A 23,740-nucleotide genomic window follows, 5' to 3' on the forward strand; every position below is an offset into this window, starting at 1 on the left:
GGGACGGCCGCTCAGAGCTGGGTGGCCGCCCGCTTGGTCAGGCCGTACTTCGTCGCGATCGCGTTCCACAGACCGGACGCCTCCTGCTTGGACCTGGTCGCCTCTCCGCTGGCCTTGTCGCCGGCACCCGCGTCCTTGGTCCGCTTGGCGTGCCCGTCCTTGCAGTTCTTGCCCTTGTCCCCGGCCAGCGCGTCCGACCAGGCCGCGTAGTGGCTGTCGGCCGACGCCGAGGACTGCCAGGCCTTGGTGAGGGCACTGGAGAGCCGGTCGTGGTCGGGCAGTTTGTCGAGGCCGAGGCCGCCGAGCCGGGTCACCAGGTCGGCGCGCTGCTTGGCGGCGCCGCGCAGGGACGCGGAGGCCTGGTCGAGCTTGTCGCAGCGCCGTATGTCGGCGACCGCGCCGATCACCGTGTCCCGGCTGCTGCCGCTGTCGGCGAGGAGCTTGTCGAGCGCGTCGGCCTGCGCCTTGGCGGGGTCCGCCGCGGCGTCCTTCTTGTCGCCGCCGCCGTCACCGGTGGCGGGCGAACTGGCCGCCGCGGGCTGCTTGTCGTCCTTCTTGTCGTCACCGCCACCGCTGAGCAGCGCGCCCGCGCCGAGCCCGATCACCGCACAGCCCACCACCACGGCCGCGATGAGCCCGACCGGCGACTTGCGCCGCCGCGGCTCCGGCTCGTACCCGGACTGCTGCGCGGGCGGCTCCTGGTAGGGCGGCGGCGCCTGGAACTGCCCGGCCGTGCCCTGTCCCGACTGCGTCGGCTGGTACGGCTGCTGCTGGGAGCGGTTCAGCGGTACGGACGGCTGGAAGCGGGGCAACTGCGCGCTGCCGGTGGCCTGTTGGGGCCCGCCGTCGGCACGGAAGAGGCTGTCGAACTCGGCGGGCGGCGGCCGGTCCCCCGGCGCGCCCGGGCGTATCCCGTACGGGGCGTCCTGCGGGGCCGGGGGCACCGGCGGCAGCACCTGGGTGGGGTCGGCGTTCTGTCCGGGGCCCTGCGCCCCGGGGAAGCGGGCCGGCTCACCGGTGTGCTCGGGCGGCAGCGCGCCGGGCCCGCCGGTCACGGGCGCGATGTACTGGGTCGCCTCACTGCCGGAGTTCCCCGGGCCGCCGGGCGCGGCAGCCATGTACTGCGTAGCCTCGCTGCCGAAGCCCCCCGCACCGCCCGGCACGGGCGCGATGTACTGGGTCGCCTCACTGCCGGAGTTGCCCGGGCCGCCCGGCACCGGGGCGAGGTACTGGGTCGCGTCGGAGTCCCCGTTCCCGGCCGGTACCGGGGCCAGGTACTGGGTGGCCTCGCTGCCCGAGTGGCCCGGCACCGGCGCGATGTACTGGGTCGCCTCCGCGTCCCGGCCGTCGCTCTCGGGCGGCAGTGGCTGCCCGAAGGTGGCCGGGCCCTGCGGTGGCGCGGCCTGCCCCTGCGGGCCCCAGGGCTGCCCCCACGGCTGGGCTCCGGGCGGCGCCGGCAGCGGCTCCCCGGCGCGGGGGCCGCTTCCGTCGGCGGGCAGCACGACGCCCTCGTGCGCGGGCCGTACAGCCGGAAGCTGCGGCTCGTCACCCTGTCGGCTCTGCTGCGTCACCGGAACTCCTGTACGTGGACCTACGGAATCGTCGGTTCACGCTACCGGGTCCCCCCACGCCCTTGCCAAGCCCTCCCTCAACCCTCCACGTTCGGGCCGCTCAGGCCGCCTGGACCTCCAGACGCTCGCCGAACTCGCGGACCGCGGGCTCGTCCCCGTACGGCTCCAGGCGCGCCTGCAGGTCCTCCAGGTAGTCCGCGCCGCGGTGGGAGCGCAAGGTGGCCAGGAGCTCGACCGCCCGGGTGCCCGTCGCGCACGCCTCCTCGACCTCGCGCTGCTGGACCTGTGCGGTGGCGAGCAGGATGAGCCCGATGGCGCGGCGCCTGGCCCGGGTCTCGGGGTGCCCGGCCAGCGACTCCTCGGCCCGCCTGGACGCCGCCTCGGACTGGCCCAAGTCCCGGTGGCAGTGGGCGAGTTCGTCGGCTAGGTAGGCGTGGTCGAAGTGCGCGATCCAGCTGGGGTCGTCACCGGAGCCGGGGTCCGCCGCCTCCAGGGCGGTCAGCGCGCGGCCCGCCACCGCCTGGCAGGTCCGGGCGTCGCCGAGCAGGGCGTGGCCGCGCGCCTCGGCCGCGTAGAACATCGCCTCGGCGCGCGGGGTGACCCGGCCGCGGGCGCCTTCCTGTGCGGCGCGCGCCAGTTGGGCGATCTCGCGCGGGTTGCCGAGCTGGGCGGCGAGGTGGCTCATGGACGCGGCGAGCACATAGCCGCCGTATCCCCGGTCGTCGGCGGCCTGGGCGAGCCGCAGGGCCTGGATGTAGTAGCGCTGGGCCAGGCCCGGCTGGCCGGTGTCGACGGCCATGTATCCGGCGAGCTCGGTGAGCCGGGCCACCGCCGCGAACAACTGCCGCCCCACGGACTCCCGGTAGGACCCGGCGAGCAGCCCGGACACCACGCTGTTGAGGTAGTGCACGACGACGGGCCGCACATGGCCCGCCCCGAATTGGTGGTCGAGCCGCACCAGCGCGTCCGTCATCGCCTTGACGGCCTCGACGTCGGCGGCGCCGACCCGCTGCCCGGCGTTGCGCGCGACCTGCGCGTCGGCCCCGGTGATCAGCCAGTCCCGGCTGGGCTCGACGAGCGCGGAGGCGGCCACGGTGGACCCGGTGAGGAAGTCACGGCGGCCCACATCGCTGCGCCACAACTCACAGACCTGCTCGATCGCGCCGAGCACGGTGGGCGAGAACTGAAGGCCCACGCCCGACGCCAGGTTCTTGCCGTTGGCCATCCCGATCTCGTCGATCGTGACCGTGCGGCCCAGTTTTCGGCCGAGCGCCTCCGCGATGATCCCGGGCGCCCGCCCCCTCGGCTGCTGGCCGCGCAACCAGCGGGCGACGGACGTCTTGTCGTAGCGGAGGTCGAGACCGCGCTCCGCGCCGACCATGTTCACCCGACGGGCGAGCCCGGCATTGGAACACCCGGCTTCCTGAATGAGCGCCTGGAGCCTTTCATTGGGCTGGCGGGCGACGAGAGGCCTGGCTGCCATGTGAACCCCCTGGAGCGGCAGTGATCAGCACCCTGATCACTGCCCTGCGAATATGCAGAGAAACGAGCTTTATCCGGAATATGGCGGCATTGCCAGCATTCCTGTGTGCTTCCCCCGCATATGGCTACCCTGCCGCCGCAGCACAGCCGCACGCGCGCCCCCGCCCATGCACCCATGCGCCCCATATGCAGGACCGATACCGCCGATCCCACGGACGCCGCGCCCGTAACCGTCGGTGGTGGGCACAGTTGAGACCGTCGTGGAAGAAACCATCACAGGCACGGGCACGGACACGGAATCCGCACAGATCCCCAAGCAGCGGGGCGAACAACTCCTGGACAGCGCCGTCCGGTACGCGGAGGAGCGGCACTGGGACGTCTTCCCGGGCACGTCCCTGGAGGCCGACGAGGGGGTCGAGCGCTGCTCGTGCGGTGACACGGCGTGTCCGAAACCGGGTGCGCACCCCGCCCGGCCGGACTGGGCGACCCAGGCCACCGGCAGCGCGGTCGCCGCCCGCCGGCTGTGGTCCAAGAGCCCCCGGGCCTCGATCCTGCTTCCCACCGGGCGCACCTTCGACGCCATCGACGTACCGGAGTCGGCCGGGTTCCTGGCCCTCGCGCGCATGGAGCGGATGGAGCTCACGCTCGGCCCGGTCACCTGCACCCCCGACCGCCGGATGCTGTTCTTCGTGCTGCCGGGCGCGGGGGCCAAAGTGCCGGATCTGGTACGGAAGTTGGGGTGGGTGCCCGCCTCGGTGGACCTGATCACCCGGGGCGAGGGCGACTACGTGGCGGCCCCGCCGACCCGGATCGGCGGCTCGGGCGCGGTGCAGTGGGCCCGCCGCCCCACCCCCGCCAACCGCTGGCTGCCCGACGCGGAGGAGCTGATCAGCCCCCTCGCCTACGCCTGCGGCCGCGAGGCCGCCGACGCGAGGGACCGCCGCCCCTAGGTTCCGCCCGGCGGATCCCGCCCCGGGTTCCGCCTTGCGTATCCCGCACGGGACGCAAGGCCCTGGCGCGGCGCCCACCCCCGCCTCCTATGGTGTCCAGGTAGGCACCATCACGGGGATGAGAGGCACGGCCATGCCGGACCAGGCATTCGAAGGAACCGCGGACACGGCGGGCGGAGCGCGTACGGCGCCGCCCGCCGTCCGCGTACAGGGGCTGTGGAAGCGGTTCGGCGAGCAGATCGCCGTCGCGGGGATCGATCTGGAGCTGCCCGCGGGCAAGTTCATCGGTCTGGTCGGCCCGAACGGGGCGGGCAAGACCACGACCCTGTCCATGGTCACCGGGCTGCTCCGGCCCGACCAGGGCACGGTCGAGGTCGCCGGGCACGACGTGTGGCGCGACCCGGTCGCGGTGAAGTCCCGCATCGGTGTACTCCCGGAGGGACTGCGCCTGTTCGAGCGTCTGTCGGGGCGCGAACTGCTCGGCTACTCGGGCCGGCTGCGCGGGCTGCCCGGCGCCGAGGTCGACAAGCGGGCGTCCCAACTCCTGGACGTACTGGACCTCGCGGGCTCCCAGCACAAACTGGTCGTCGACTACTCGACCGGCATGCGCAAGAAGATCGGGCTCGCCGCGGCCCTGCTCCACAACCCCGAAGTCCTCTTCCTGGACGAGCCGTTCGAGGGCGTCGACCCGGTGTCCGCCCAGACCATCCGCGGCGTCCTGGAGCGCTACACCGCCTCCGGCGCCACCGTCGTCTTCTCCAGCCACGTCATGGAGCTCGTCGAGTCGCTGTGCGACTGGGTCGCCGTGATGGCGGCGGGCCGCATCCGCGCCCAGGGCACCCTGGCCGAGGTGCGCGGAGACGCGCCCTCGCTCCAGAACGCCTTCCTCGAACTCGTCGGCGCCGGCGGGCGCAGCACCGGGGACTCCCTGGACTGGCTCGGCGGCGGTGCCCGGTGACCGCGGCCTCCGGGAGCGCCCCGGCGACTTCTCCGAGCGCCTCCGTCCTGACCCCCGTCTTCGTACGCCTCAAGCTGTCGCTGCTCAGGAACGGGCTGCGGCAGTCGGGTGGGCGCCGGGCCGCCTACATCACCTCCGCGGTGATCGTGCTGCTCTTCGCGGCGCTGCAACTGCTCGGCCTGATCGCGCTGCGCGGCAACGCACACGCCGGCACCGTGGCGGTCCTCGTCGTGGCGCTGATGGCGATCGGCTGGACCGTGATGCCGCTGTTCTTCCCCAGCGGCGACGAGACGCTCGACCCGACCCGGCTCGTCATGCTGCCGCTGCGGCCCCGGCCGCTGGTCGGCGCGCTGCTGGTTGCCTCCCTCGTGGGCATCGGTCCGCTGTTCACGCTCTGCCTGGTCCTCGGCGCGGCGATCACCTCGGCCCACGGGACGGGCGCGGCCCTGGTCGCCGTGCTCGCCGTGCCGCTCGCGCTGCTCGTGTGCCTGGCACTGGCCCGCGCGGTCGCCGCCGCCAACACCCGCCTGCTGACCTCCCGCAAGGGCCGCGACCTCGCGGTCCTGAGCGGCCTGGTCATCGCGGTCGGCATCCAGTTCGTGAACTTCGGCGCCCAGCGGCTCGGCGACTCCGGCGGCCTGTCCGCGCTCGACCCGGTGGCGCGCGTGGTGCGCTGGCTGCCGCCGGCCTCCGCGATCGGCGCGGTGGACTCGGCGGGCGAGGGCGCGTACGGCCGCGCGATCGCCCAACTCCTGCTCAGCGCGGGCGCGTTGGGGCTTCTCCTGTACGCCTGGCAGCGCTCCCTCGTGAAGCTGATGACCACGCCGGACGGATCCACGCTCGCCGCGTCCGACGCCTCCCGCAAGGAGTCCTCCGGCAAGGGCCTCACCGCGCTGCTCCCCGAGGGCCGTACCGGCACCGTGATGCTGCGCACGCTGCGTTACGTCTGGCGGGATCCCAAGACCAAGGCGGCGTGGGTGACCTCACTGGCGATCGGCCTGATCGTGCCGGTGTTCAACGCCCTCCAGGGCAACGGCACCGTCTACTTCGCCTGCTTCGCCACCGGCATGCTCGGCGTGCAGATGTACAACCAGTTCGGGCAGGACACCTCGGCGTTCTGGATGGTGCTCCAGACGATCTCCTCGACCCGGGACGCCTATCTGGAGCTGCGCGCGCGGGCGTTCGCGCTGCTGCTCGTGACGCTTCCGTACACGCTGCTCGTGGCCGCCGTGACGGCCGGCATGCTCGGCGACTGGGCGAAACTGCCCGAGGTCATCGGGCTCGCCCTTTCGCTGCTCGGCGCGATGCTGGCGACGGGTTCGGTGGCGTCGGCGACGCTCGCGTACTCCATCCCGCAGGACAGCCGCAAGAACGTGGCGCCGGGGCAGGGCGGCATCGCGGCCCTGTCGATCTTCGGCGGGATGGTGTCGGGCGCGGTGCTCTGCGCGCCGATGATCGCCCTGGCGATCTGGCTGCACGTGTCCGGCCATCACGCGAGCCTGTGGCTGCTGTCTCCGCTGGGGGCGGTGTACGGGGCGCTCCTGTGCTGGGCGGGCCTGAAGGTGGCCGCGCCGCGTACGGCGGCCCGCCTGCCGGAAATCCTCTCGGCGGTCAGCTCGGCCTGAGCCGCAGGCGGGGCCGGGGTCGGCGGTTCGGGCTTCCTGGGGCTCGGCCCCGACCCCGTTCGCGCCTTGAGGGCGCTCGTCCTCAAACCCCCCAAGGCCTCACGGACCGGGGCTCCATGACGGGCTGACATGCCTGGTCCGGGCCCGCATCAGTGCCGCTGAGGGGCGCGGGGAACTGCGCGAACGGGCCCTACGGTCCGCACCCAGATACCGGCGGAGCCACGCCCTGGGGAACTGCGCGGGCAGCCACACTCGGCCCGCACCTCACAGTCCGGCGGAGCCGAGGGGTCACGGGGTGAGGACCCCGTCGAGGAACGGCTCGATCGCGGTGCGCCAGCCCTCGGGCTGGTCGTAGTGGACGAGGTGACCCGCGTCGGCCACCTCCGCGTACTGCCCGCGCGGCAGCACCCGCACCATCTCCTGGGCCTCCGCGCGGCCGAGCTCGCCGTCCAGGCCCCGCACCACCAGCGCGGGGCAGCCGACCAGGGCCAGCTCCTCCCAGTGCGCGTCGTACACCCACGTCTCGCGGGAGATCAGCATCTGGCGGCGGGAGAACACCGGGCGCCAGCCGTCGGCCCGCTCGGCCATGACCTCGGCGAAGAACTCGCCCCGGGCGGGGCTGGGCCGCTCGACCCAGGGGTCGTCCTCGCCGAACCACTTGCGTACGTCGGCGAGCGTGGCGAAGGGCAGCGGCCAGGCCTTGAACCAGTCCTGCCATTCGCGCTGGGAGGCCGCTCCGAGCGGGGAGGCCCGCATGTCGCAGATGACGAGCGCGCGGACCAGATCGGGCCGCTTCGCGGCGAGCTGCCAGGCGGTGAGGGCGCCCATGGAGTGGCCGATGAGGGTGACGGGAGCCAGGCCCAGCTGCTCGACGGCCGCCTCCGCGTCCGCCACATAGACCTCGCGGGTGAACGGGCCGTCCGCCGGCTTGTCGCTGCGGCCGTGGCCGCGCTGGTCCAGGGCGACCGCCCGGTGCTTCTCGGTGAGCCAGCGGGCGGTGGAGGCCCAGTGCGAGGCCCGGCCCATCAGACCGTGCAGGAGTAAGACCCCCGGGGCCGGTTCGACCTCCGCGCGGGCCTTGGGCTGCTCCGCGAACTCCCAGGCGGCGAGGCGAACCCCGCCGGTCCCCGTCACATCGATGCGTCGCACCATGCGCCCTGGCACCCCCTTCAGCCCCCGAGTGGTCGGTTCATGGCAGAGTATCGAACCCCTATTCGAAAACTCGCGTCTCTCGCGCAACACCCCTCGTTCGAGTGACCACGCTCAAGGATTGACGGAACGTGCCGAGGGGAGATCTTCTCCGGGAGGCGGGCCGCTCGGGGAAGACGGTCCGCGGGGGTCGACCCTGGGAGCTCGGGGCTCCGGGTCGACACCGGGGAGGACAGGCCCCGGCGCCGCGAGGCGCCGGGGCCCTGGTCTTCCCCAGGCACTTGGCGAAGCGCCCGCCGGAGCGGAGGCCGGGCGCGAGGGCCCGGACAGGGCGGGGTGCCGACGGTGGTGCGAGTGGTTCGAACGGCATCATGCTGCCGCCCCCTCCCGTGCCGCGGGCCTCTGCGGTCATATGCCTCAAGCCACAGCCTCGCACGCGATCCGCCCGGCCGCTGCTATTCCGCCCGGAAACCGGCCTTCCCCGCAAGCTTCCCTCGCCCTTGGCCCGGGAGTCCCAACTCCCCCAAGGGAAAAGGGCGATGACGTTCCGTCACCGCCCTTCGGCCGCGCGCCCGACCCGGTACTCGGCCCGACGCTCGGCCCCGCCCTCGGCCCGGCGCTCGGCCCCGCGCTCGGCTCAGCGCTCGGCGCGACGCTCGGCCCGACGCTCGGCTCAGCGCTTGGCGACGAAGACGTGCGAGGCGACGTCCGCGCCGAGCTCGGCGGCCTCGCCGCTGCTGCCCACCAGGACCCCGCCCGGCGACTGCGTCACGCTCACCACGGAGCCGGGCTGCACGCCCGCCCGTCGCAGCGTGTACATCAGCTGGGCGTCGGTCTGGATCGGCTCGCCGATGCGGCGCACGATCACCGTCTTGCCCTCGGGGCCCGGGTCGAGCTCACCCAGACTGATGATGCCGTCCTCCAGGAAGGCGTCCGCCTCGGCCTTCTCGCCGAGCTCTTCGAGGCCCGGGATCGGGTTGCCGTAGGGGGACTCGGTCGGATGGCGCAGGAGCTCCAGGACGCGGCGCTCCACCGCCTCGCTCATGACGTGCTCCCACCGGCAGGCCTCCGCGTGCACCTGCTCCCACTCCAGGCCGATCACGTCGACCAGCAGGCACTCGGCGAGCCGGTGCTTGCGCATGACGCGGGTCGCCAGGCGGCGGCCCTCGTCGGTCAGCTCCAGGTGGCGGTCGCCCGCCACCTGGACCAGGCCGTCGCGCTCCATGCGCGCGACCGTCTGGCTCACCGTCGGGCCGCTCTGGTCCAGGCGCTCGGCGATGCGGGCCCGCATGGGGACCACACCCTCCTCTTCCAGTTCGAGGATGGTGCGGAGATACATCTCCGTGGTGTCGATCAGTCCGGACATACGTGCCCCTCGATGCTGTGACATAAAACGTCGTACCGCTGGCCCTGCATCCAATTCTGACGCATAGCGCTGACAACCGTTCCTCGGCGGCCGTTCCCCATCTTGACCGAATGCCCGCGCGCCCCGTATTGACAGGGGAAAGGTCCAGACCGCACCGTGATCGGCGCACGGTCGTTACCCCACCCCGGAAAGGGTCCTCGGCGATGAGCGAGAGCAAGCTGGCCGGTCAGTTCTTCGACGCCGCGATCGGACTTCTGGGGCGGGTGCGGGACGAGGAGTCGCTGAACGTCGCGGCCGCGGGATCACTGATCGCCGACACGGTGGAGGCGGGCGGCCGGCTCTTCGCCTTCGGCGCCGGGCACTCCTCGCTCGCCGCCCAGGACGTGGTCTACCGGGCGGGCGGGTTCGCCCTGATGAACCTGCTCGCGGTGCCCGGGGTGGTCGGCGTCGACGTCATGCCCGCCACGCTCGGCTCCGCACTTGAGCGGGTCGACGGCCTCGCGGGCGCGGTGCTGGACTCCAGCCCCGCCAAGGCCGGGGACGTCCTCGTGATCATCTCCCTGTCCGGGCGCAACGCGCTGCCGGTGGAGATGGCGATGAACGCGCGGGCCCTCGGGCTCAAGGTCATCGGGGTCACGTCGGTGGCGTACGCCGAGGAGACCAGGTCCCGGCACGTGTCGGGGACGTTCCTGCGGGACCACTGCGACATCGTGCTCGACAGCAAGATCGCGGTGGGCGACGCCGAGCTGACCCACGACGGCATCGAGGCGCCCTTCGCGCCGGCGTCCACCGTGGTCACCAGCGCGCTGATGCAGGCCACGATGGCGGCGGCGGCCGAGTCCCTGGTCGCCCGGGGCATCGAGCCGCCGCTGCTTCGTTCGGGGAACGTCGACGGGGGCCACGAGTGGAACGGGCGGGTCATGGCGGAGTACGGCGACCGCATCTTCTTCCGGCACTGAGCCCCGGCCCCTCCCGGGGGGCTCCGCCCCCAGACCCCCGTTCGCGCCTGAACGGCGCTCGTCCTCAATCTCCCCCAAGGCCTTGAGGGCCAGGGGGGACCCCCATGACCGGCTGAAGGTGCCCCCGCACCGAGGCTTTCAGCGGGGCTGTGACATCGCGCGGCTTCCGCCGCGGTGGGCACGACCGGGGCTTCCGGGTCCCCTACAGGGGCGCGGGGAACTGCGCGACCAGCCACGCACGGTGGACCCGCACCCCACCCCGCACCGCGGCGGGTCAGGCGTTCAGGACCCGGGCGAGGTCCAGCACGCCCGCCACCCGCACCGCCACGCTCTCCGCGTACGCCGCGTCGGGCCGCTCGAAGGCGGGGCGGGCCGGGCCGCGCAGGAAGGTGAGGACGCCCAGGGTGCGGCCGCGGCTGCGCAGTACCGCGCACAGGGCGTGGGCCGCGTCCGGCGGCCACTGGCGCTCGGCCGCCCACTCCTCGTCCCCGGCGCCCGCGCTGGCCCGTACCGAGCCGATCCGGTCGACCGCCTGGAGCGCCGGGTGGCCCGCCGGATAGCGGACCGGGATGCCGCCGCCCGCCACCGTCGCGGCCGGGCCGGGGGCGCCGGCCGGAGTGGCCGTGACCCGTACGAGCCGCTCGCCCACCGCCAGGTCGACCAGGGCGTGGTCGGCGAAACCGGCCAGCGCGAAGTCCAGGTGCGAGGCCACCGCCTCCATCGGGTCCTCGCACTCGGCGGCGATCCGCGAGGCGCGGTGCAGCTGGTTGGAGCGGAAGCGGAGCCGGTCGGCGTCCTGTTCGGCGAGCCGGGCGTCCGTCACGTCCTGGAAGAGCCAGCCGACCCCGAGCGGAACGGGTTCCTCCGTCAGCGGGGACGAGAGCCGGAGGAAGCCGCTGCGCCAGCAGCGCCGACGCTCGCCCTCCGCCGTGCGCAGCGTCACCCACACCTCGGTGGGCGCGGTCGGGGCACCCTCGGCCAGGACGTGCTGGAGCGCGCCCTCCAGGTCCTCGACGCCCCGCACGATGAGCTCGCCGAGCGGGCGGCCGAGCAGGGTCGCGCGCCCGGTGCCGAGGGCGCGGGCGGCGTAGGCGTTGACGACGGTGGGCCGCAGGTCGACGTCGACCAGGACGACGCCCCAGCTCCCGTCCTCGGACAGGGCCTCGCTCAGCGCGATGGAACGTTCCAGGTCGATCTGCGCGTGGACTTCGCTGAACGCGCAGTAGACCCCGGCGGGGCTGCCGTCCGCGCCCCGCACCCCCGCCGACTGCGTACGCACCAGGACGCGGCTGCCGTCCTTGCGCAGCAGGGCGAACTCGTGCACCTGGCGGCCGGGCGCGTCCATGACGGCCATGATCCGGCCGCGCACCTCGTCCGCGTCGGCGGCCCGCACGGCCCAGCCCGCGAATCCGTGCCGCCCGACGGCCTCCTCGGCCGGCCAGCCGAGGATCCGCTCGGCCTCGCGGTTCCAGTGGGTGACCACGCCGTCCGCGTCGAACGCGCAGAGCGCCGCGTCCATCCCGTCGAGCAGCGCCGCGAGGAGGTCCCCGCCGGGCTCCGGCGCGGCCGCGCCGGCGGGCCCGCCGCCGGGTCCGTCCGGAACCGGAGCACTGGTGGTCTCACTCCGGGACGTACTCATCCTGGCACCCCCTGCAGGACGTGGTCGCCGCATGTGTCGCGGCTGACGCGCGGAACTGACGCACGTCGGATCATTCAACTCGAACGTGACGCATCCCACACCGACTTCGGGGAAATCCCTTCCGGCCAACGTCGGTTACCGGCCGCGTCTGGACGCCGCCATCCGGCGTCCCCAGGACCGCACCCGCGACGAGGAGGCCGACCGGCTCGTCGCCCTGGGCGCCACGCCGGTCGCCGACCACCGCCGCCCGGACGGCACGGGACGGCTTCTGCCGGCGGACATCGAGGGCAATGAATTCTGTGGGGAGCGCAGTGCCGGGGAGCGGGCCCGCACCGGGAAACAAATGGGTTGAGGGGTGCCGGGAGGGTGCCTAATGTGTGGTGCACACGAGAAGGGAGGTGGTTTGACAGATGTATGCAAACCGGACGCGTGAGGTGACTGCGGGCTAACGGCCTGCCAGTCGCACTCCAAGTGCCGTGCCGGCATGACGTCGGCCGAATTCCCAAGCAGTCACCGACCCGCGGGCTCGCCGGTACGTCCGGCCGGCTCCTCTCCGGAGGAACCCGAGCCCGCGGGTTTCTGCATGCCCGGTCCGGTCGGCCGGACCGGGCACCCGGGCCGGCGGTTCCGCGGGCCCGGACCCGCCGCCCACCGGCCCGTCCGGGTCAGGGCGCGAGCCGCTCCACGCGCCAGCCGCCGCCCTCCGCCGCGTACCGGAGCCGGTCGTGCAGCCGGTTCTCGTGGCCCTGCCAGAACTCGACGGCCTCGGGCGCGACCCGGAACCCGCCCCAGCCCTCGGGCACCGGAACGTCGCTGCCCTCCGGGTAGCGGGCCGCCAACTCCTCGTAGCGGACAGTCAGTTCGCCCCGGGAGGCGATCACCGAGGACTGCGCGCTGGCCCAGGCACCCAGCTGCGAGCCGTGCGGGCGGCTGCGGAAGTAGCGCTCGGTCTCGGCGCGCGGGACACGGGACGCGGTGCCCGTGACGATGACCTGGCGGGCCAGCTGGTGCCAGGGGAAGAGCAGCGAGGTGTACGGGTTCGCGGTGAGCTCGGCGGCCTTGCGCGAGGCGTAGTTGGTGAAGAAGACGAAGCCGTGCTCGTCGTAGGACTTCAGGAGCACCGTGCGGGTGGAGGGGCGCCCGTCGGGGGTGGCGGTGGCGACGACCATCGCGTTGGGCTCGTGCAGGCCGCCGGCCACGGCCTCCTTGAACCAGCGGGCGAACTGCCCCAGGGGCGTGGGGGCCAGCTCCTCCTCGGCGAGGAGGGTGGTGCGGTACTGCTCGCGCATCGCTGCGGGGTCCAGGTCGGTCACCCGGCCCATCCTGCCGCACCGGCGGCGGGGCCCGGGGCCGGGCGGCGGCGCAGTTTGCCCGCGACGGCGGGGCGTTAACCCTGCGCCGCCGAATTGGGGCAGTGTGCCGGATGTCACGCTTCCCCGCATCGGCGGAACCCGCCAAACTCTCGGCTGGGCCACTGTGGCCTCCATACACGCGTGAGCCCCCGGCGGGATTCCTGACCGCCGTACGGGGCATGACCGAGGGACCCGGGGCGGCACGGCCCGCCCGCAGCCCGTCGCACACATCCTGAGGAGCCGCCAGATGTCCGACTTCGTACCCGGACTTGAGGGAGTCGTCGCGTTCGAGACGGAGATCGCCGAGCCGGACAAGGAGGGCGGCGCCCTTCGCTACCGGGGCGTCGACATCGAGGACCTGGTCGGACACGTCTCGTTCGGGAACGTGTGGGGCCTGCTGGTGGACGGGGCGTTCAACCCCGGCCTGCCGCCGGCCGAGCCGTTCCCGATCCCGGTCCACTCCGGGGACATCCGGGTGGACGTGCAGTCCGCGCTCGCCATGCTGGCGCCGGTGTGGGGCCTCAAGCCGCTGCTGGACATCGACGAGGCCACCGCCCGCGACAACCTGGCACGCGCCGCGGTCATGGCACTCTCCTACGTCGCCCAGTCGGCGCGCGGGCAGGGCCTGCCGATGGTGCCGCAGGGGGAGATCGACAAGGCGGAGTCCGTCGTCGAGCGCTTCATGATCCGCTGGCGCGGCGAGCCTGATCCCAAGCACGTCAAGGCGGTGGACGCGTACTGGACGAGCGCCGCCGAGCACGGCATGAACGCCTCGACGTTCACCGCCCGGGTGATCGCCTCGACCGGCGCCGACGTCGCGGCCGCGCTGTCCGGCGCGGTCGGCGCGATGTCGGGCCCGCTGCACGGCGGGGCGCCCTCGCGGGTGCTGGGCATGATCGAGGAGATCGAGCGGACCGGGGACGCGACGGCGTACGTGAAGCAGGCCCTCGACAAGGGCGAGCGCCTGATGGGCTTCGGCCACCGCGTCTACCGCGCCGAGGACCCGCGCGCCCGGGTGCTGCGCCGCACCGCCAAGGAGCTGGCCGCGCCGCGCTTCGAGGTGGCGGAGGCCCTGGAGAAGGCCGCCCTTGAGGAGTTGCACGCGCGGCGGCCCGACCGGGTGCTCGCCACGAACGTGGAGTTCTGGGCGGCGATCGTCCTGGACTTCGCGGAGGTTCCGGCGCACATGTTCACGTCGATGTTCACGTGCGCGCGTACCGCGGGCTGGTCGGCGCACATCCTGGAGCAGAAGCGGACGGGTCGTCTGGTGCGGCCCTCCGCCCGCTATGTGGGCCCCGGTTCGCGCGAGCCGCAGGCCATCGAGGGATACGCGGACATCACCGACCTCGGGAAGTGACCGACGGGCGGCGAGCGGGGCACCCTCGCGTGGAGTAGCCGGGCGGTCACTCGGCGCGACAGGGTGCGGTGGTCGACCTAGCGTTCGGGGTGTCAGGTTTGTCCACCGACTGTGGAGTTCAACGTGAGCATCATCCGCCGCGCCGCCGTTGTGGCCGCGCTTTCCGCCGCCGTCATAGTTCCCGCCGCCGCGACCGCCCAGGCCGCCCCGCAGGCGACCCCGCGCGTCGCGGCGCACGACCGTGACGACGACGGTGGCCGCGAGCATCACCACCACCATCACCACTGGCACGACCACAGCCTGCTCGGCCTCGGTCTGCACCTGCTCTGACCGAAGCCAACCGCACGGGCACGCGCCCGGAACACCTCGTTCCGGGCGCGTGCCCGTGTCGCGTCGGGTCCGGCGGCGTACGGTCATTCCACCGCGGGCACGAGGCCCATCAACGGGGCGACCGGGTCGGTGAGCTGGGAGAGCTGGCCCAGGTCGTTGAGGTGGCTGAGCCCGGCCAGCTGGTTCTTGACCTTGGGCAGCTGGGCCGCGTACGGGGCCGGGATGTTGCTGGTCGCGAGGGTGTCGAGCTCGCTGACCGGGTTGATCGGCTTGACCAGGGTGTCGAGGGGGCCCGCGGCGCTCGCGGTCGTCGCGGCGATGCCCGAGACACCGGCGGCGACGGCAAGGACTGTGGCGATTCGTCGTGTTGAGATCACGCCTGCACAACGGGGAGCGGCAGCACCGGACACGGCCGACCCCCGCTCTCACCCGACAGGCCTACCTACTCGAACGGGCCCCCCGGACGGCCGGGCCGAAGGCAGCAGTTCCTGCCCGGGGGGAGTAGAGCCCCGGGCAGGAGCTGCCGGCGCACCGTCCGCGCCGCGACACGGATCCTGTTCCGCGCGGTCCCGCCGACGAACCGTGCGGAGAAGCGTTCTGGCGGGCGGCCGCCGCCCGTCGGCGCCGGCGGCCCGGGCCGTACTACAGGCCGTTCGACCAGGCGTAGGTCTTGGGGACCGGGTGCTTGTCCCCGTCCCGGGCGAAGACCAGGGCGATCTCGTCGTGCTCGCGCAGCACGAGCGCCGCGGGGTCCCCGGCGGCCCTGTGCCCGTTGACGTACGCCGAGAGATGCCGGCCGCCGCCCGCGTGCAGGCCGCCGATGCGCTTCGCGTCGAGCGGGACCCGCCATTCCGCCATGAACTGACCGAGGGTGAACGTGGCCCGCCGGGGCGACTCGACATGGATCACGCCGCTGGTGTCGTGGGTGTGCAGCGGGCTGATCCGGCGGCGCGGCTCGTCGATGCCGATGGCGGCGGGGACGGTGACGGGCCGGCCGTCGACGAGGACGTCCAGATGGGTGTGGGTGTGCTGCACCACGCCCTCGGCGGGGAGCATCTCAAGACCGGCCGCAGCGACCGCGGCCGACGCGTCCGCCGGCGCCGGCCACGGCGGCAGCGCGTCCCGACCCGCGTCCACGCCGTGCGGGTCGGGTCGTACGGACGCGGCCTTGGCGCCGCCGGCCGCGAGGGCCGTGACGGCCGCTACGGCGAGCAGCGCGGTGAGCGCCCGGCCGAGCGGGGCCACGGCGAGGACGTTCCTGGGCGGACGGGGCAATGCCAACTCCTGGGCGTGAGGGGCGAATCGGGGCCGGCCGGGGCTCAGAACGTCGCGGTGGCGGCGGGCGCGCCCTGGACGGCGGGGGCGGTCACTCCGGCCGCCGGCAGCACGACGGCGGGCAGCCCGAACAGGGCGGTGCGCGGCTCGCTGAGCGGGGCGCCGAGGTCCGCGCCCGGGGTGATGGCGTGCAGCGTGGTGTCCGGGCTGACCAGGGCGGGGGTGCCGAGGTTGCGGCCGCTCAGCGGGTCGGGCACGGGCGTGTCGATCTGGGTGTTCGGCAGCGCGGACTCGACGGGGATCGCGGGGACCATGTTGTGCGGCAGCAGGTTGCCCTTCACGTAGCGCGGCCCGTCCGGGGCGCCGGGGACGGGCAGCGGCATGCCGGTGTGCAGGGTGGGGGCGTCGAACGGCAGGACCGTGTTGAGGGTGCCGAGGGGGACGGTGACCGGCACGGCGGCTGCCGCGGCGGCCGGTGCCACGGCGGCCGCGGTCGCCATGCATGCCATGATGCCCGCCAGGCCCGCGCGCGAAGTGATTCCCATGGGTGTTCTCTTCCTTCCCTGGTGGCCTACTCGGCCGTGTCTTTCAGCAAGAACGATCCCGGCGGCGGTATCACTGCAAAGTTCCCCTGCTTGCAGCAACGCGGCCCCCGTGCGCGGCGCATGGCGGCACGGGGCGTGCCCTCCGCCCGGCTCGTGCGTTGTAGGCGGCATGAACGTACGTCGATACCTCGCGGCCGCCGCGGCCGGAACCGCCCTCGCCGCCGTCATCGCCCCCTCCGCGCACGCCTTCGACCTCGGCGGCACCCTCAGCGGTGCGGCGCGCACCACCAGCGCCGCCGGTGCCCAGCTCAAGCCCGCCGCCAACAGCGTCGTCGGGGACAAGGTGGGCCAGAAGGTGACCGCCGTGAAGGACGGCGTCAAGGCCGGCGGCGAGGCGGTGAAGGCCGCCAACGACGCGGTCAAGGCCGGTCACGCCCTGGTCGGCTGACAGCCCGTCACCACCTCGACTCCCCGTGTCCGACAGTGTTGTTCGACAGCCGCACGGCGGCCAGGACGGTGCGAGCGTGACCCACCCCCGGACGGTCCCGGCCCCCCGCGGCGCCGCCACCGACCTCGCCGATCCGGCGTTCTGGAAGCAGCCCCAGGCCCAACGCCTGGCGCGCTTCGCCGAGTTGAGGCAGGAGCCGCGCCCGGTGTTCTTCACCGAACGCCGGGCCGGCCGCCGCCGCCCCGAGCAGGGCTTCTACGCCCTGGTCCGGCACGCCGACGTACTGAAGGCGAGCCGCCTTCCGCGGGTGTTCGCGAGCGCGCCCGGCGTCACATCGCCCGAGCCGGCGCGCTGGGTGCGGGCCGTGTTCGGCGACTCGATGGTCAACCTCGACGGCGCCGACCACACGCGCCTGCGGCGCATCGTGCAGCAGGCGTTCACCCCGCGCCTGCTCGCCGCCACCGAGGTCAGCATCCGCGAGCTGGCCGTACGCATCGTGGACGACATGGTCGCCGAGCGGCCCGACGAGTTCGTCTCGGCGGTCGCCTCCCGGATGTCGTTCGAGGTCATCTGCGCGATGCTCGGCGTGCCCGACGCCCATCGCCGCCGCATCGCCCGCCAGATCGACCGGGCCTCCGAGCACGCCGGGGTGCGGCGCGGCATCGGCGCCCGCCTCCGGAGCCCCGGCAAGGGCCTGCGGGCGCTGGCCCGGATGCAGCTGACGGTGGCCCGCCTCGGGCGCGAGCGGCGCCGCAATCCGACCGGCGACCTCATCTCGGCACTGGTGTGCGCCGATGTGGACGGACAGCGGCTGACGTATCGTCAACTGGGTTCTTTCTTCTCCCTGTTGCTGGTGGCGGGCGTCGAGACGACCCGCAACGCCATCGCCCACGCCCTGTCCCTGCTGACCGACCACCCGGAGCAACTGAACTTGCTGCGCGCCGACTTCGAGCGGTACGCGGACGGCGCGGTCGACGAGATCGTCCGGCACTCCACGCCCATCATCCAGTTCCGCCGGACCGTCACCTCGCGCTACGTCCTGTCCGGCCACACCTTCCTGCCGGGCGACAAGGTGATGCTCCTGTACGCGTCGGCCAACCGGGACGCCGACGTCTTCACCGACCCGGACGCCTTCGACATCACCCGCGACCCCAACCCGCACCTCGGCTACGGCGGCGGCGGCCCGCACTACTGCCTGGGCGCGCATCTGGCCCGCCTGGAGATCAAGGCCGTACTGCGCGAGCTGCTGACCCGGCCGCTGGCCGTACGCACGCTCGGCGAGCCGGAGCTGGGCACGTCCAACTTCGACCACCGGGTGCGCAGGCAGCCCTTCGCCTTCGACCTGCCCACGGCGTGACCGCCCGCCCGCCGCGCACCCTCACCGGGCGCGCGGCGTTGTACCGGGCATGAACACTCACCACCGCCTCAAGGCCGCCACCGTCGCCGCGTCCCTCCTGCTCCTGGCCTCTCCCGGCATCGCCGCCGCCGCCGACGGGGTCGCCGGCCGCGCCAGCGTCAGCGAGTTCGGGCAGCCCAAGGTCCTCGGCGGCCGCGGCAAGATCGGCGAGACGCTGACCTCCGGGGTCGCCTCGCTGAGCGGGGCGCTCCAGCGCGGCGGCTCCCCGTCCGCGGGCCACTGACGCCCAGGACCCGCCGCACCCCCGCCGCCCGGGGCTCCGCGCACCCGCCACCCACCGCCCGCAGCGCGTGGAAGCCCGCGCTGTGCGTGCTGGCGCTGCTGTTCGCGGCCCTCGTGCCGCTCGCCTCCGACAGCGGGCGGCAGGGCCCGGTGCCTCCCCCGTCCGGCAACGCGGCGAGCATCTTCACGGGCTCGGACGGGGACGGCGTCGGCAGGCTCGCGGCGGCCGAGGAGTGGCGCGGCCGGGGTCCGCTGCGCGTGGCCCACACCTATCTGCCGGGCGGCACCTGGAGCGACATCGAGGGCTCCCCCGCCCTGCTCGCCCCGTGGGCCCGCTGGCGCCACCAGCGCGCGGACCGCAGCCTCGTCCTCAACGTACCGATGCTCGACCACAACGAGGACGGCGTGCCCGACGCGCGGGTCGCGGCCCTGCTCGGGCAGGGGGCGCGGGGGGCCTTCGACGCCCACTTCCGGGCCCTGGCCGAGCGCCTGACGGGTCTTCGACTCCCGGACACCGTCGTGGTGTTGGGCTGGGAGATGAACGGGATCACCTATACCCACCGGTGCGCTCCCGATCCCGCCGCGTGGCGGACGTACTGGCGGCGCGTCGTGACGGCGATGCGGTCGGTCCCCGGGCAGCGCTTCCGCTTCGACTTCGCGCCGAGCCGGGGGCGGGACGCGGTGCCGTGGACGGACTGCTATCCGGGCGACGCCTACGTGGACATCCTCGGCATGGACGCCTACGACCAGCCCGCCGGCATGCCGTTCGCCCAGCAGGTCGAGGAGCCGTACGGGCTGCGGGCCCAGGTGGACTTCGCCGCCCGCCACCACAAGCCGGTCTCGTACCCGGAGTGGGGTCTGTTCCGCAACGGGGACGATCCGGCGTACGTGCGCGGGATGGCCGCCTGGTTCCGCCGGTACCGGCCCGTCTACCAGACCCTGACCGACTACTGCCCGCACGGCCTGTGGGAGTGCGGCATGAATCCGCGGGCGGCCCGGGCCTATCTCGGCACCGGGTGAGGCGGCCCGCCTGCCCGGCCGCGCGCTGGGCCGTGCGGGGGCCGCGGGCTGCGCCGGACGGGTTGTCCGTCGGCCGCCGCGCGCGTGGCCGGGAGACCGGGGCGGGGCGGATACGACCCAATGCATTACGCGTATCAGCATCTGATTCCCCTCCTCCCACCGTTTCCCCCTCCCTCCCTTTGTTTCTCCCTCCCCCGAATCCCCTCCCCCGTCTTCCTTGTGAAGGGTCGCAGGCATGTACAAGTTCTCGGGTCCCGTGGCGCGGGGCGCCCTCGTCGCGGCTCTGGTCTCCGTGCTCGGCACGGGATACGCGGCGCACGCCGCCGGCCACCCTGCCCCGGCCCCGCCGCAGCTCGCCCACGCCGGTGCCGACTCGCGGGCCTCGCTGCTCGGCGCCCTGAGCGCGAGCGCGGTCGTCACGGGCACGGCGGCGGTCGCGCTCTCCCGGCGCGCCTCGCGCAGCCGCTACGGCAAGTAGCGGCGGGGCCCTGCGCCGATCGGCCGTGCAGAACCGTTTTGGGCGCAGGTGTCCGTTACTTATGCCCGCTCGGCACGTTGAAGTGAAATGACGACTGCGTGTCTGCGGTCGCGTGTCCATATCAAGGAGAACTTTGATGTCTCGTATCGCGAAGACGGCCGCCGTCGTCGCCGGAGCAGGCGCCATGGCGCTGGCCGGTGCGGGTATCGCCTCGGCCAACGCCGGCGCCGAGGCCGTCGCTGCGAACTCCCCCGGCGTCCTGTCCGGCAACCTGCTCCAGGTTCCGGTGCACGTCCCGGTCAACCTCTGCGGCAACTCGGTCAACGTCATCGGGCTGCTGAACCCCGCGTTCGGCAACACCTGCGTCAACGCCGACAGCCACCACGAGGGCGGCTACGGGGAGTAAGTACCCCCCGCTTCGGCCGGGCGCCCTCGCGGCGGCCCGGCCGGTCACGGCTCACAGCAGTACCGCGGCCTCCCGGACTTCTCCCCCCGGGAGGCCGTCGCCGTGTCAGGCGTACCGGTAGATCCCGGTGTGGTCGAGCAGCGCGGCCGGCGCCACGTTCCACGGCGGCATCGGCTCGTGGAGCGCCGCGATCCGGCCGTGCTGGGGGTCTGAGTCCGGGGGCGGCGTGCCCGGCAGATAGCGGGCGGACCGGGGGTGCGCGGCCTGCCAGCGCCCCCACAGGCTGTCGATGTAGGCGTGGTGCAGCCAGAACACCGGATCGTTGACGGAGGCCCCGCCCAGCATCACGCCGCCGACCCAGCGGTGCACCCGGTTGTGCATGCGGAAGCGGGCGCTGCCCGACAGGCCCGTCGTCCAGCCCTCAAGGCGGTTGCGGAACCCCGACTTGCTGGTGGAGTCCCAGGGCGCGGTGTCGTACACCGGGTCGGCGAGGGCCCGGGAGACATCGGCGGCCGTGGGCAGCGCGATCGGCTCCTTGGGGCGGCCCAGGTCCCGGGTCAGGAATCGGGCTTCGGTGACGTCGACCGCGAGCTCCCACTGGCCGTGCGCGTACGCGAAGGGCCCGGTCGTGACCTGGAGGTCGCCGCGTCGGCCGTTGCCGCCCATGAAGTCGTCGGACCAGAGCGAGGAGGCCGGCGAACTGTCCCGCGTCCAGTCCCAATAGGGCACTGTCACACGGGAGTCGACCTTTTGCAGGGCCCGCTCGAACTCCAGCAGGAACTGCCGGTGCCAGGGCAGGAACGACGGGGTCATGTGCGCGACCCGCAGCCCGTCGTCGCCGTCCGGGACGTAGAACTCGATGTGGGTGCGTACGAACTGGTCGTAGGCACCGCTGCGTTTGAGTTCGAGCACCGCGGTCACGAAGGCCCTGCGCTCGCCGCTCGTCAGGTTCCGCTGGTTCTTACGCGTGTACACCACGGCCCGCTCCCCCCTGGTGGCTGCCGTGCACGGGTACGGCGGCGAGGCGGGTGGCGCCCAGCTCGGCCGCGGCGGCGCGGGCCGCCTCGCGGGCGGTGGCGTACGACTCGTAGTGGTCGACGGAGCTGAGGTAGCTGCCGTCCGCGCGTCGCATCACGTCCAGTTGCCGGCCGTCCACGAACACGGCGAGCTCGGCGCGGCCCGCCCGCAGCGGCAGGCCCTGGATGCGGTGCCCGGCGTGCATCTCGTCGAAGCCGGCGCCCTCGTCGGGCTCCGGGCCCGGGGCGCCCGCGGGTTCGCCGTACGGGGTGGCGCCCGGGATGCGGGCGAGGGCGGCCGCGGTGAAGGCGACGGTCGCCGAGACGAACGCGGCCCGCAGCAGGCCCCGCCGGGCCAGGTGCCAGGCCGTACGGGGCGGCGGCCCGGCGGGTTCGGGGACGCGGCCCCGGAGACGGGTGCGCCCCGCCCGGTACGTGCGCCAGAAGTGCGTCGCGTCGTTCATCGGCGTCTCCCTCGTGCTCGCCGGGGCGGACGCGTCCGGCACACACGTGGGCCCCGGAAACCGTGCTGGTCCCGGGGCCCGTCCAAACGTCCGCTCCTTGTCCGATGCCGGGTTCAACGAGGCCCGGAGTCGCAGGAAACGGCCGCCGCCGTCGGCGCGCGGCAGCCGGCGCTCCCCGGGCCGGTACTGGATGCACGGCCCGGGGAGGCTTCAACCATGCGACTGGTCGGTGGGTCAACGCCGCCGGCCGGACGCCGTGGCGGCGGGAGCGGACGATTCACGCGGTCGGACCAACGTTTCCGCAGGGGCTCAAGCGGTCCAGAAGTCCCACCAGCGGGTCAGGATCAGCATCCCGACGACCCCGATGTGCAGCACCGGCACCGCCCAGCCGAACTCGGCGAACAGGCTCCTGGCCCAACTCGGCGCGGGCAGTGCCCCCTTGACGATGTTGAGGCCCGTCACGCCCCAGAACAGCACGATGGTCCCCACCCATGCCAGGCAGCACCACAGGCACAGCGCGTTGATCCGGTACAGCGACTCGAACTGCAGCCAGCCGACGAAGACGACCCCGGCGAGGGCCCCCGCGTTGAGGGTGCGCCAGTACCAGCGCCCGAACCGGCCGCCCCCGAGCAGGCTCATGCCCACGCAGCCGACGATGCCGTACGCGACCAGGCCGAGCATCGGGTTGGGGAAGCCGAAGACGGAGGCCTGGGCGCTCTTCATGATGTTGCCGCAGGAGATCACCGGGTTGAGGCTGCACCCGGGGACGAAGTCCGGGTTCCGCAGGAGTTCGAACTCGTCGAGGGTGATGACCCAGGAGGCGAGCAGCCCGGCCGCGCCGACGAGCACGACCAGCCAGGCGAAGGGCCGCCCGGCGCCGAACACGGTGGCGGACGCGGGCGGGGAGCCGGACGAGTCGGTGGCGGGTGCCTGCTGATGCGGGATCGTCCCGGGGAGGGCCATGGCGTGCGTCTCCGTTCTCGTCCGGCGGTGGGGGTGTGGTCAGCCGCGCAGGCGGCGGACGGGGAGCACGCAGTGACCCGCGGTGGAGATGGTGTCCTCGTCGCCCGCGAACGCCTTCAACTGCTCGTCGGTAACGGCGACTCCGGGCACGCCCTCGGGCCAGGACCGGGTCGCGAACATGAACTGGACGGTGCCGCGCGCCTCGGCGGCGGCCAGCCACTCGGGCGGCACCGGGCACTGGGCGTTGAGCGTCGGCATGGTGAGGACGGCCTGGCCGCCCTGGACGATGAGGGTCACCGGGAACGAGCCGCCCTGCGACTGGTCGACGACGCTGCCGGCCGGCATGCCGATCTCGTCGAGCAGCGACCGCGCCGCGGCCTCCGCACCCTCGGGGCCCTCGGCCCCGTCACCGAGGGAGTACGCCATGAGGAAGGGCACATCGCCGGACCCGTCGGGGGACTCACCGCTCCACGCGATGACGATGAGCGAGCCCAACAGGGCTGCCCTGGACGGCTGTACGGCACTGGTGGCTGAAGTCATGCCGGGACTCTAGGACATTCCGGGCCGAGCCCTTCGCAGCTGTCACCCATCTGGATGAAACGCCCTTCACCGGTCTTCGGGCCTTCGCCCGCGACCGTTCGGGCAGCTGTGCGCGGGCCTTCGTACACCTGCCCGCCACGGCGGGGTGCGGATACGGCGGAGCGGCTCCGGGATCCCCAACTCCACGAAGCCGCTCGCCCTGCACCGA

25 protein-coding genes and 2 pseudogenes are annotated in these 23,740 nt (G+C 73.6%); 13 read left to right on the forward strand and 14 right to left on the reverse strand.

The window, feature by feature from the left end:
* Positions 1 to 11: 11 nt before the first annotated feature.
* Together ACFYNP_RS00120 and ACFYNP_RS00125 are read right to left on the reverse strand one after the other, a co-directional pair.
* Positions 12 to 1,571, reverse strand: a complete 1,560-nt coding sequence (locus ACFYNP_RS00120) for a hypothetical protein (protein ID WP_388414366.1) — start codon at positions 1,569 to 1,571, stop codon at positions 12 to 14.
* A gap of 100 nt (positions 1,572 to 1,671) precedes the next feature.
* Positions 1,672 to 3,054 (reverse strand): transcriptional regulator, encoded by a 1,383-nt coding sequence (locus tag ACFYNP_RS00125; protein ID WP_388781130.1) that lies wholly within the window; start codon positions 3,052 to 3,054, stop codon positions 1,672 to 1,674.
* Positions 3,055 to 3,313: 259 nt separating this feature from the next.
* Here ACFYNP_RS00125 and ACFYNP_RS00130 point away from each other — a divergent pair, with 259 nt between their 5' ends.
* The 3 genes from ACFYNP_RS00130 (at position 3,314) to ACFYNP_RS00140 (ending at position 6,586) form a co-directional block, all read left to right on the forward strand.
* Positions 3,314 to 4,003, forward strand: a complete 690-nt coding sequence (locus ACFYNP_RS00130; RefSeq protein WP_388414371.1) for a bifunctional DNA primase/polymerase — start codon at positions 3,314 to 3,316, stop codon at positions 4,001 to 4,003.
* A gap of 133 nt (positions 4,004 to 4,136) precedes the next feature.
* Positions 4,137 to 4,961 (forward strand): ABC transporter ATP-binding protein, encoded by an 825-nt coding sequence (locus tag ACFYNP_RS00135; protein ID WP_388414374.1) that lies wholly within the window; start codon positions 4,137 to 4,139, stop codon positions 4,959 to 4,961.
* A complete protein-coding gene (locus ACFYNP_RS00140) occupies positions 4,958 to 6,586 on the forward strand; it encodes a transporter (protein WP_388781132.1) in 1,629 nt (542 codons plus the stop codon). The genes ACFYNP_RS00135 and ACFYNP_RS00140 overlap by 4 nt, the downstream gene beginning before the upstream one ends.
* A gap of 288 nt (positions 6,587 to 6,874) precedes the next feature.
* Here the strand turns inward: ACFYNP_RS00140 and ACFYNP_RS00145 are convergent, their stop codons facing one another.
* The 3 genes and pseudogenes from ACFYNP_RS00145 to ACFYNP_RS00155 form a co-directional block, all read right to left on the reverse strand.
* Entirely contained in the window at positions 6,875 to 7,738 is an 864-nt protein-coding gene (locus tag ACFYNP_RS00145) for an alpha/beta fold hydrolase (RefSeq protein WP_388414378.1), read from the reverse strand.
* Positions 7,739 to 8,152: 414 nt separating this feature from the next.
* Positions 8,153 to 8,383 (reverse strand): annotated as a pseudogene (locus ACFYNP_RS00150) (hypothetical protein); the annotation flags it as partial.
* A gap of 25 nt (positions 8,384 to 8,408) precedes the next feature.
* Positions 8,409 to 9,101, reverse strand: a complete 693-nt coding sequence (locus ACFYNP_RS00155) for a metal-dependent transcriptional regulator (protein ID WP_100573958.1) — start codon at positions 9,099 to 9,101, stop codon at positions 8,409 to 8,411.
* 203 nt (positions 9,102 to 9,304) lie between these two features.
* Between ACFYNP_RS00155 and ACFYNP_RS00160 the strand changes: the two genes are divergently transcribed.
* Positions 9,305 to 10,060 (forward strand): SIS domain-containing protein, encoded by a 756-nt coding sequence (locus ACFYNP_RS00160; RefSeq protein WP_363030218.1) that lies wholly within the window; start codon positions 9,305 to 9,307, stop codon positions 10,058 to 10,060.
* 274 nt (positions 10,061 to 10,334) lie between these two features.
* Here the strand turns inward: ACFYNP_RS00160 and ACFYNP_RS00165 are convergent, their stop codons facing one another.
* Positions 10,335 to 11,699 carry a PAS domain-containing protein gene (locus tag ACFYNP_RS00165; RefSeq protein ID WP_388781135.1) on the reverse strand — a complete coding sequence of 455 codons (1,365 nt, stop codon included), beginning with the start codon at positions 11,697 to 11,699 and terminating at the stop codon, positions 10,335 to 10,337.
* A gap of 121 nt (positions 11,700 to 11,820) precedes the next feature.
* On the opposite strand from ACFYNP_RS00165, the pseudogene ACFYNP_RS00170 reads away from it, so the two are divergent.
* Positions 11,821 to 12,051, forward strand: a pseudogene (locus tag ACFYNP_RS00170) (VOC family protein); the annotation flags it as partial.
* Between the two features lie 313 nt (positions 12,052 to 12,364).
* Here the strand turns inward: ACFYNP_RS00170 and pdxH are convergent.
* Positions 12,365 to 13,021: a pyridoxamine 5'-phosphate oxidase gene (pdxH, locus tag ACFYNP_RS00175; protein WP_388781137.1), complete on the reverse strand. Its 657-nt coding sequence runs from the start codon at positions 13,019 to 13,021 to the stop codon at positions 12,365 to 12,367.
* 277 nt (positions 13,022 to 13,298) lie between these two features.
* Here pdxH and ACFYNP_RS00180 point away from each other — a divergent pair, with 277 nt between their 5' ends.
* A complete protein-coding gene (locus ACFYNP_RS00180) occupies positions 13,299 to 14,408 on the forward strand; it encodes a citrate synthase 2 (protein WP_388414388.1) in 1,110 nt (369 codons plus the stop codon).
* Between the two features lie 123 nt (positions 14,409 to 14,531).
* Positions 14,532 to 14,738, forward strand: a complete 207-nt coding sequence (locus ACFYNP_RS00185) for a hypothetical protein (protein ID WP_159030244.1) — start codon at positions 14,532 to 14,534, stop codon at positions 14,736 to 14,738.
* 83 nt (positions 14,739 to 14,821) lie between these two features.
* Here the strand turns inward: ACFYNP_RS00185 and ACFYNP_RS00190 are convergent, their stop codons facing one another.
* The 3 genes from ACFYNP_RS00190 to ACFYNP_RS00200 form a co-directional block, all read right to left on the reverse strand.
* Positions 14,822 to 15,115, reverse strand: a complete 294-nt coding sequence (locus ACFYNP_RS00190; protein WP_388414391.1) for a hypothetical protein — start codon at positions 15,113 to 15,115, stop codon at positions 14,822 to 14,824.
* 265 nt (positions 15,116 to 15,380) lie between these two features.
* Positions 15,381 to 16,013, reverse strand: a complete 633-nt coding sequence (locus tag ACFYNP_RS00195; protein ID WP_388781139.1) for a hypothetical protein — start codon at positions 16,011 to 16,013, stop codon at positions 15,381 to 15,383.
* Positions 16,014 to 16,057: 44 nt separating this feature from the next.
* Positions 16,058 to 16,558, reverse strand: a complete 501-nt coding sequence (locus tag ACFYNP_RS00200; protein WP_388414395.1) for a hypothetical protein — start codon at positions 16,556 to 16,558, stop codon at positions 16,058 to 16,060.
* A 169-nt stretch (positions 16,559 to 16,727) separates the two neighbouring features.
* Here ACFYNP_RS00200 and ACFYNP_RS00205 point away from each other — a divergent pair, with 169 nt between their 5' ends.
* From ACFYNP_RS00205 to ACFYNP_RS00230, 6 genes are all read left to right on the forward strand, one after another.
* Positions 16,728 to 17,006, forward strand: coding sequence for a hypothetical protein (locus ACFYNP_RS00205; RefSeq protein ID WP_100573950.1), 279 nt, complete (start codon positions 16,728 to 16,730; stop codon positions 17,004 to 17,006).
* 76 nt (positions 17,007 to 17,082) lie between these two features.
* Positions 17,083 to 18,363: a cytochrome P450 gene (locus tag ACFYNP_RS00210; protein ID WP_388781141.1), complete on the forward strand. Its 1,281-nt coding sequence runs from the start codon at positions 17,083 to 17,085 to the stop codon at positions 18,361 to 18,363.
* Between the two features lie 49 nt (positions 18,364 to 18,412).
* Complete coding sequence (locus ACFYNP_RS00215; RefSeq protein ID WP_388781143.1) at positions 18,413 to 18,646, forward strand: hypothetical protein; 234 nt, start codon at positions 18,413 to 18,415, stop codon at positions 18,644 to 18,646.
* A gap of 86 nt (positions 18,647 to 18,732) precedes the next feature.
* Positions 18,733 to 19,665 (forward strand): glycoside hydrolase family 26 protein, encoded by a 933-nt coding sequence (locus ACFYNP_RS00220; RefSeq protein ID WP_388781145.1) that lies wholly within the window; start codon positions 18,733 to 18,735, stop codon positions 19,663 to 19,665.
* A 235-nt stretch (positions 19,666 to 19,900) separates the two neighbouring features.
* Positions 19,901 to 20,143, forward strand: coding sequence for a hypothetical protein (locus ACFYNP_RS00225; RefSeq protein ID WP_388781147.1), 243 nt, complete (start codon positions 19,901 to 19,903; stop codon positions 20,141 to 20,143).
* Between the two features lie 136 nt (positions 20,144 to 20,279).
* Positions 20,280 to 20,549 (forward strand): chaplin, encoded by a 270-nt coding sequence (locus tag ACFYNP_RS00230; protein WP_388414406.1) that lies wholly within the window; start codon positions 20,280 to 20,282, stop codon positions 20,547 to 20,549.
* Between the two features lie 105 nt (positions 20,550 to 20,654).
* Here the strand turns inward: ACFYNP_RS00230 and ACFYNP_RS00235 are convergent, their stop codons facing one another.
* From ACFYNP_RS00235 to ACFYNP_RS00250, 4 genes are all read right to left on the reverse strand, one after another.
* Positions 20,655 to 21,527, reverse strand: a complete 873-nt coding sequence (locus ACFYNP_RS00235) for a tyrosinase family protein (protein ID WP_388781149.1) — start codon at positions 21,525 to 21,527, stop codon at positions 20,655 to 20,657.
* Positions 21,511 to 22,029 (reverse strand): tyrosinase family oxidase copper chaperone, encoded by a 519-nt coding sequence (locus tag ACFYNP_RS00240; protein WP_388414411.1) that lies wholly within the window; start codon positions 22,027 to 22,029, stop codon positions 21,511 to 21,513. Before ACFYNP_RS00240 ends, ACFYNP_RS00235 begins: the two co-directional genes overlap by 17 nt.
* Before the next feature lie 309 nt (positions 22,030 to 22,338).
* Entirely contained in the window at positions 22,339 to 22,992 is a 654-nt protein-coding gene (locus ACFYNP_RS00245) for a vitamin K epoxide reductase family protein (protein WP_388781151.1), read from the reverse strand.
* Positions 22,993 to 23,031: 39 nt separating this feature from the next.
* Positions 23,032 to 23,532 carry a DUF5949 family protein gene (locus ACFYNP_RS00250; RefSeq protein WP_388414416.1) on the reverse strand — a complete coding sequence of 167 codons (501 nt, stop codon included), beginning with the start codon at positions 23,530 to 23,532 and terminating at the stop codon, positions 23,032 to 23,034.
* Positions 23,533 to 23,740 lie beyond the last annotated feature (208 nt).

The organism is Streptomyces sp. NPDC006691 (assembly GCF_042869955.1).
In the GTDB taxonomy this organism is placed as follows: Bacteria; Actinomycetota; Actinomycetes; order Streptomycetales; family Streptomycetaceae; genus Streptomyces.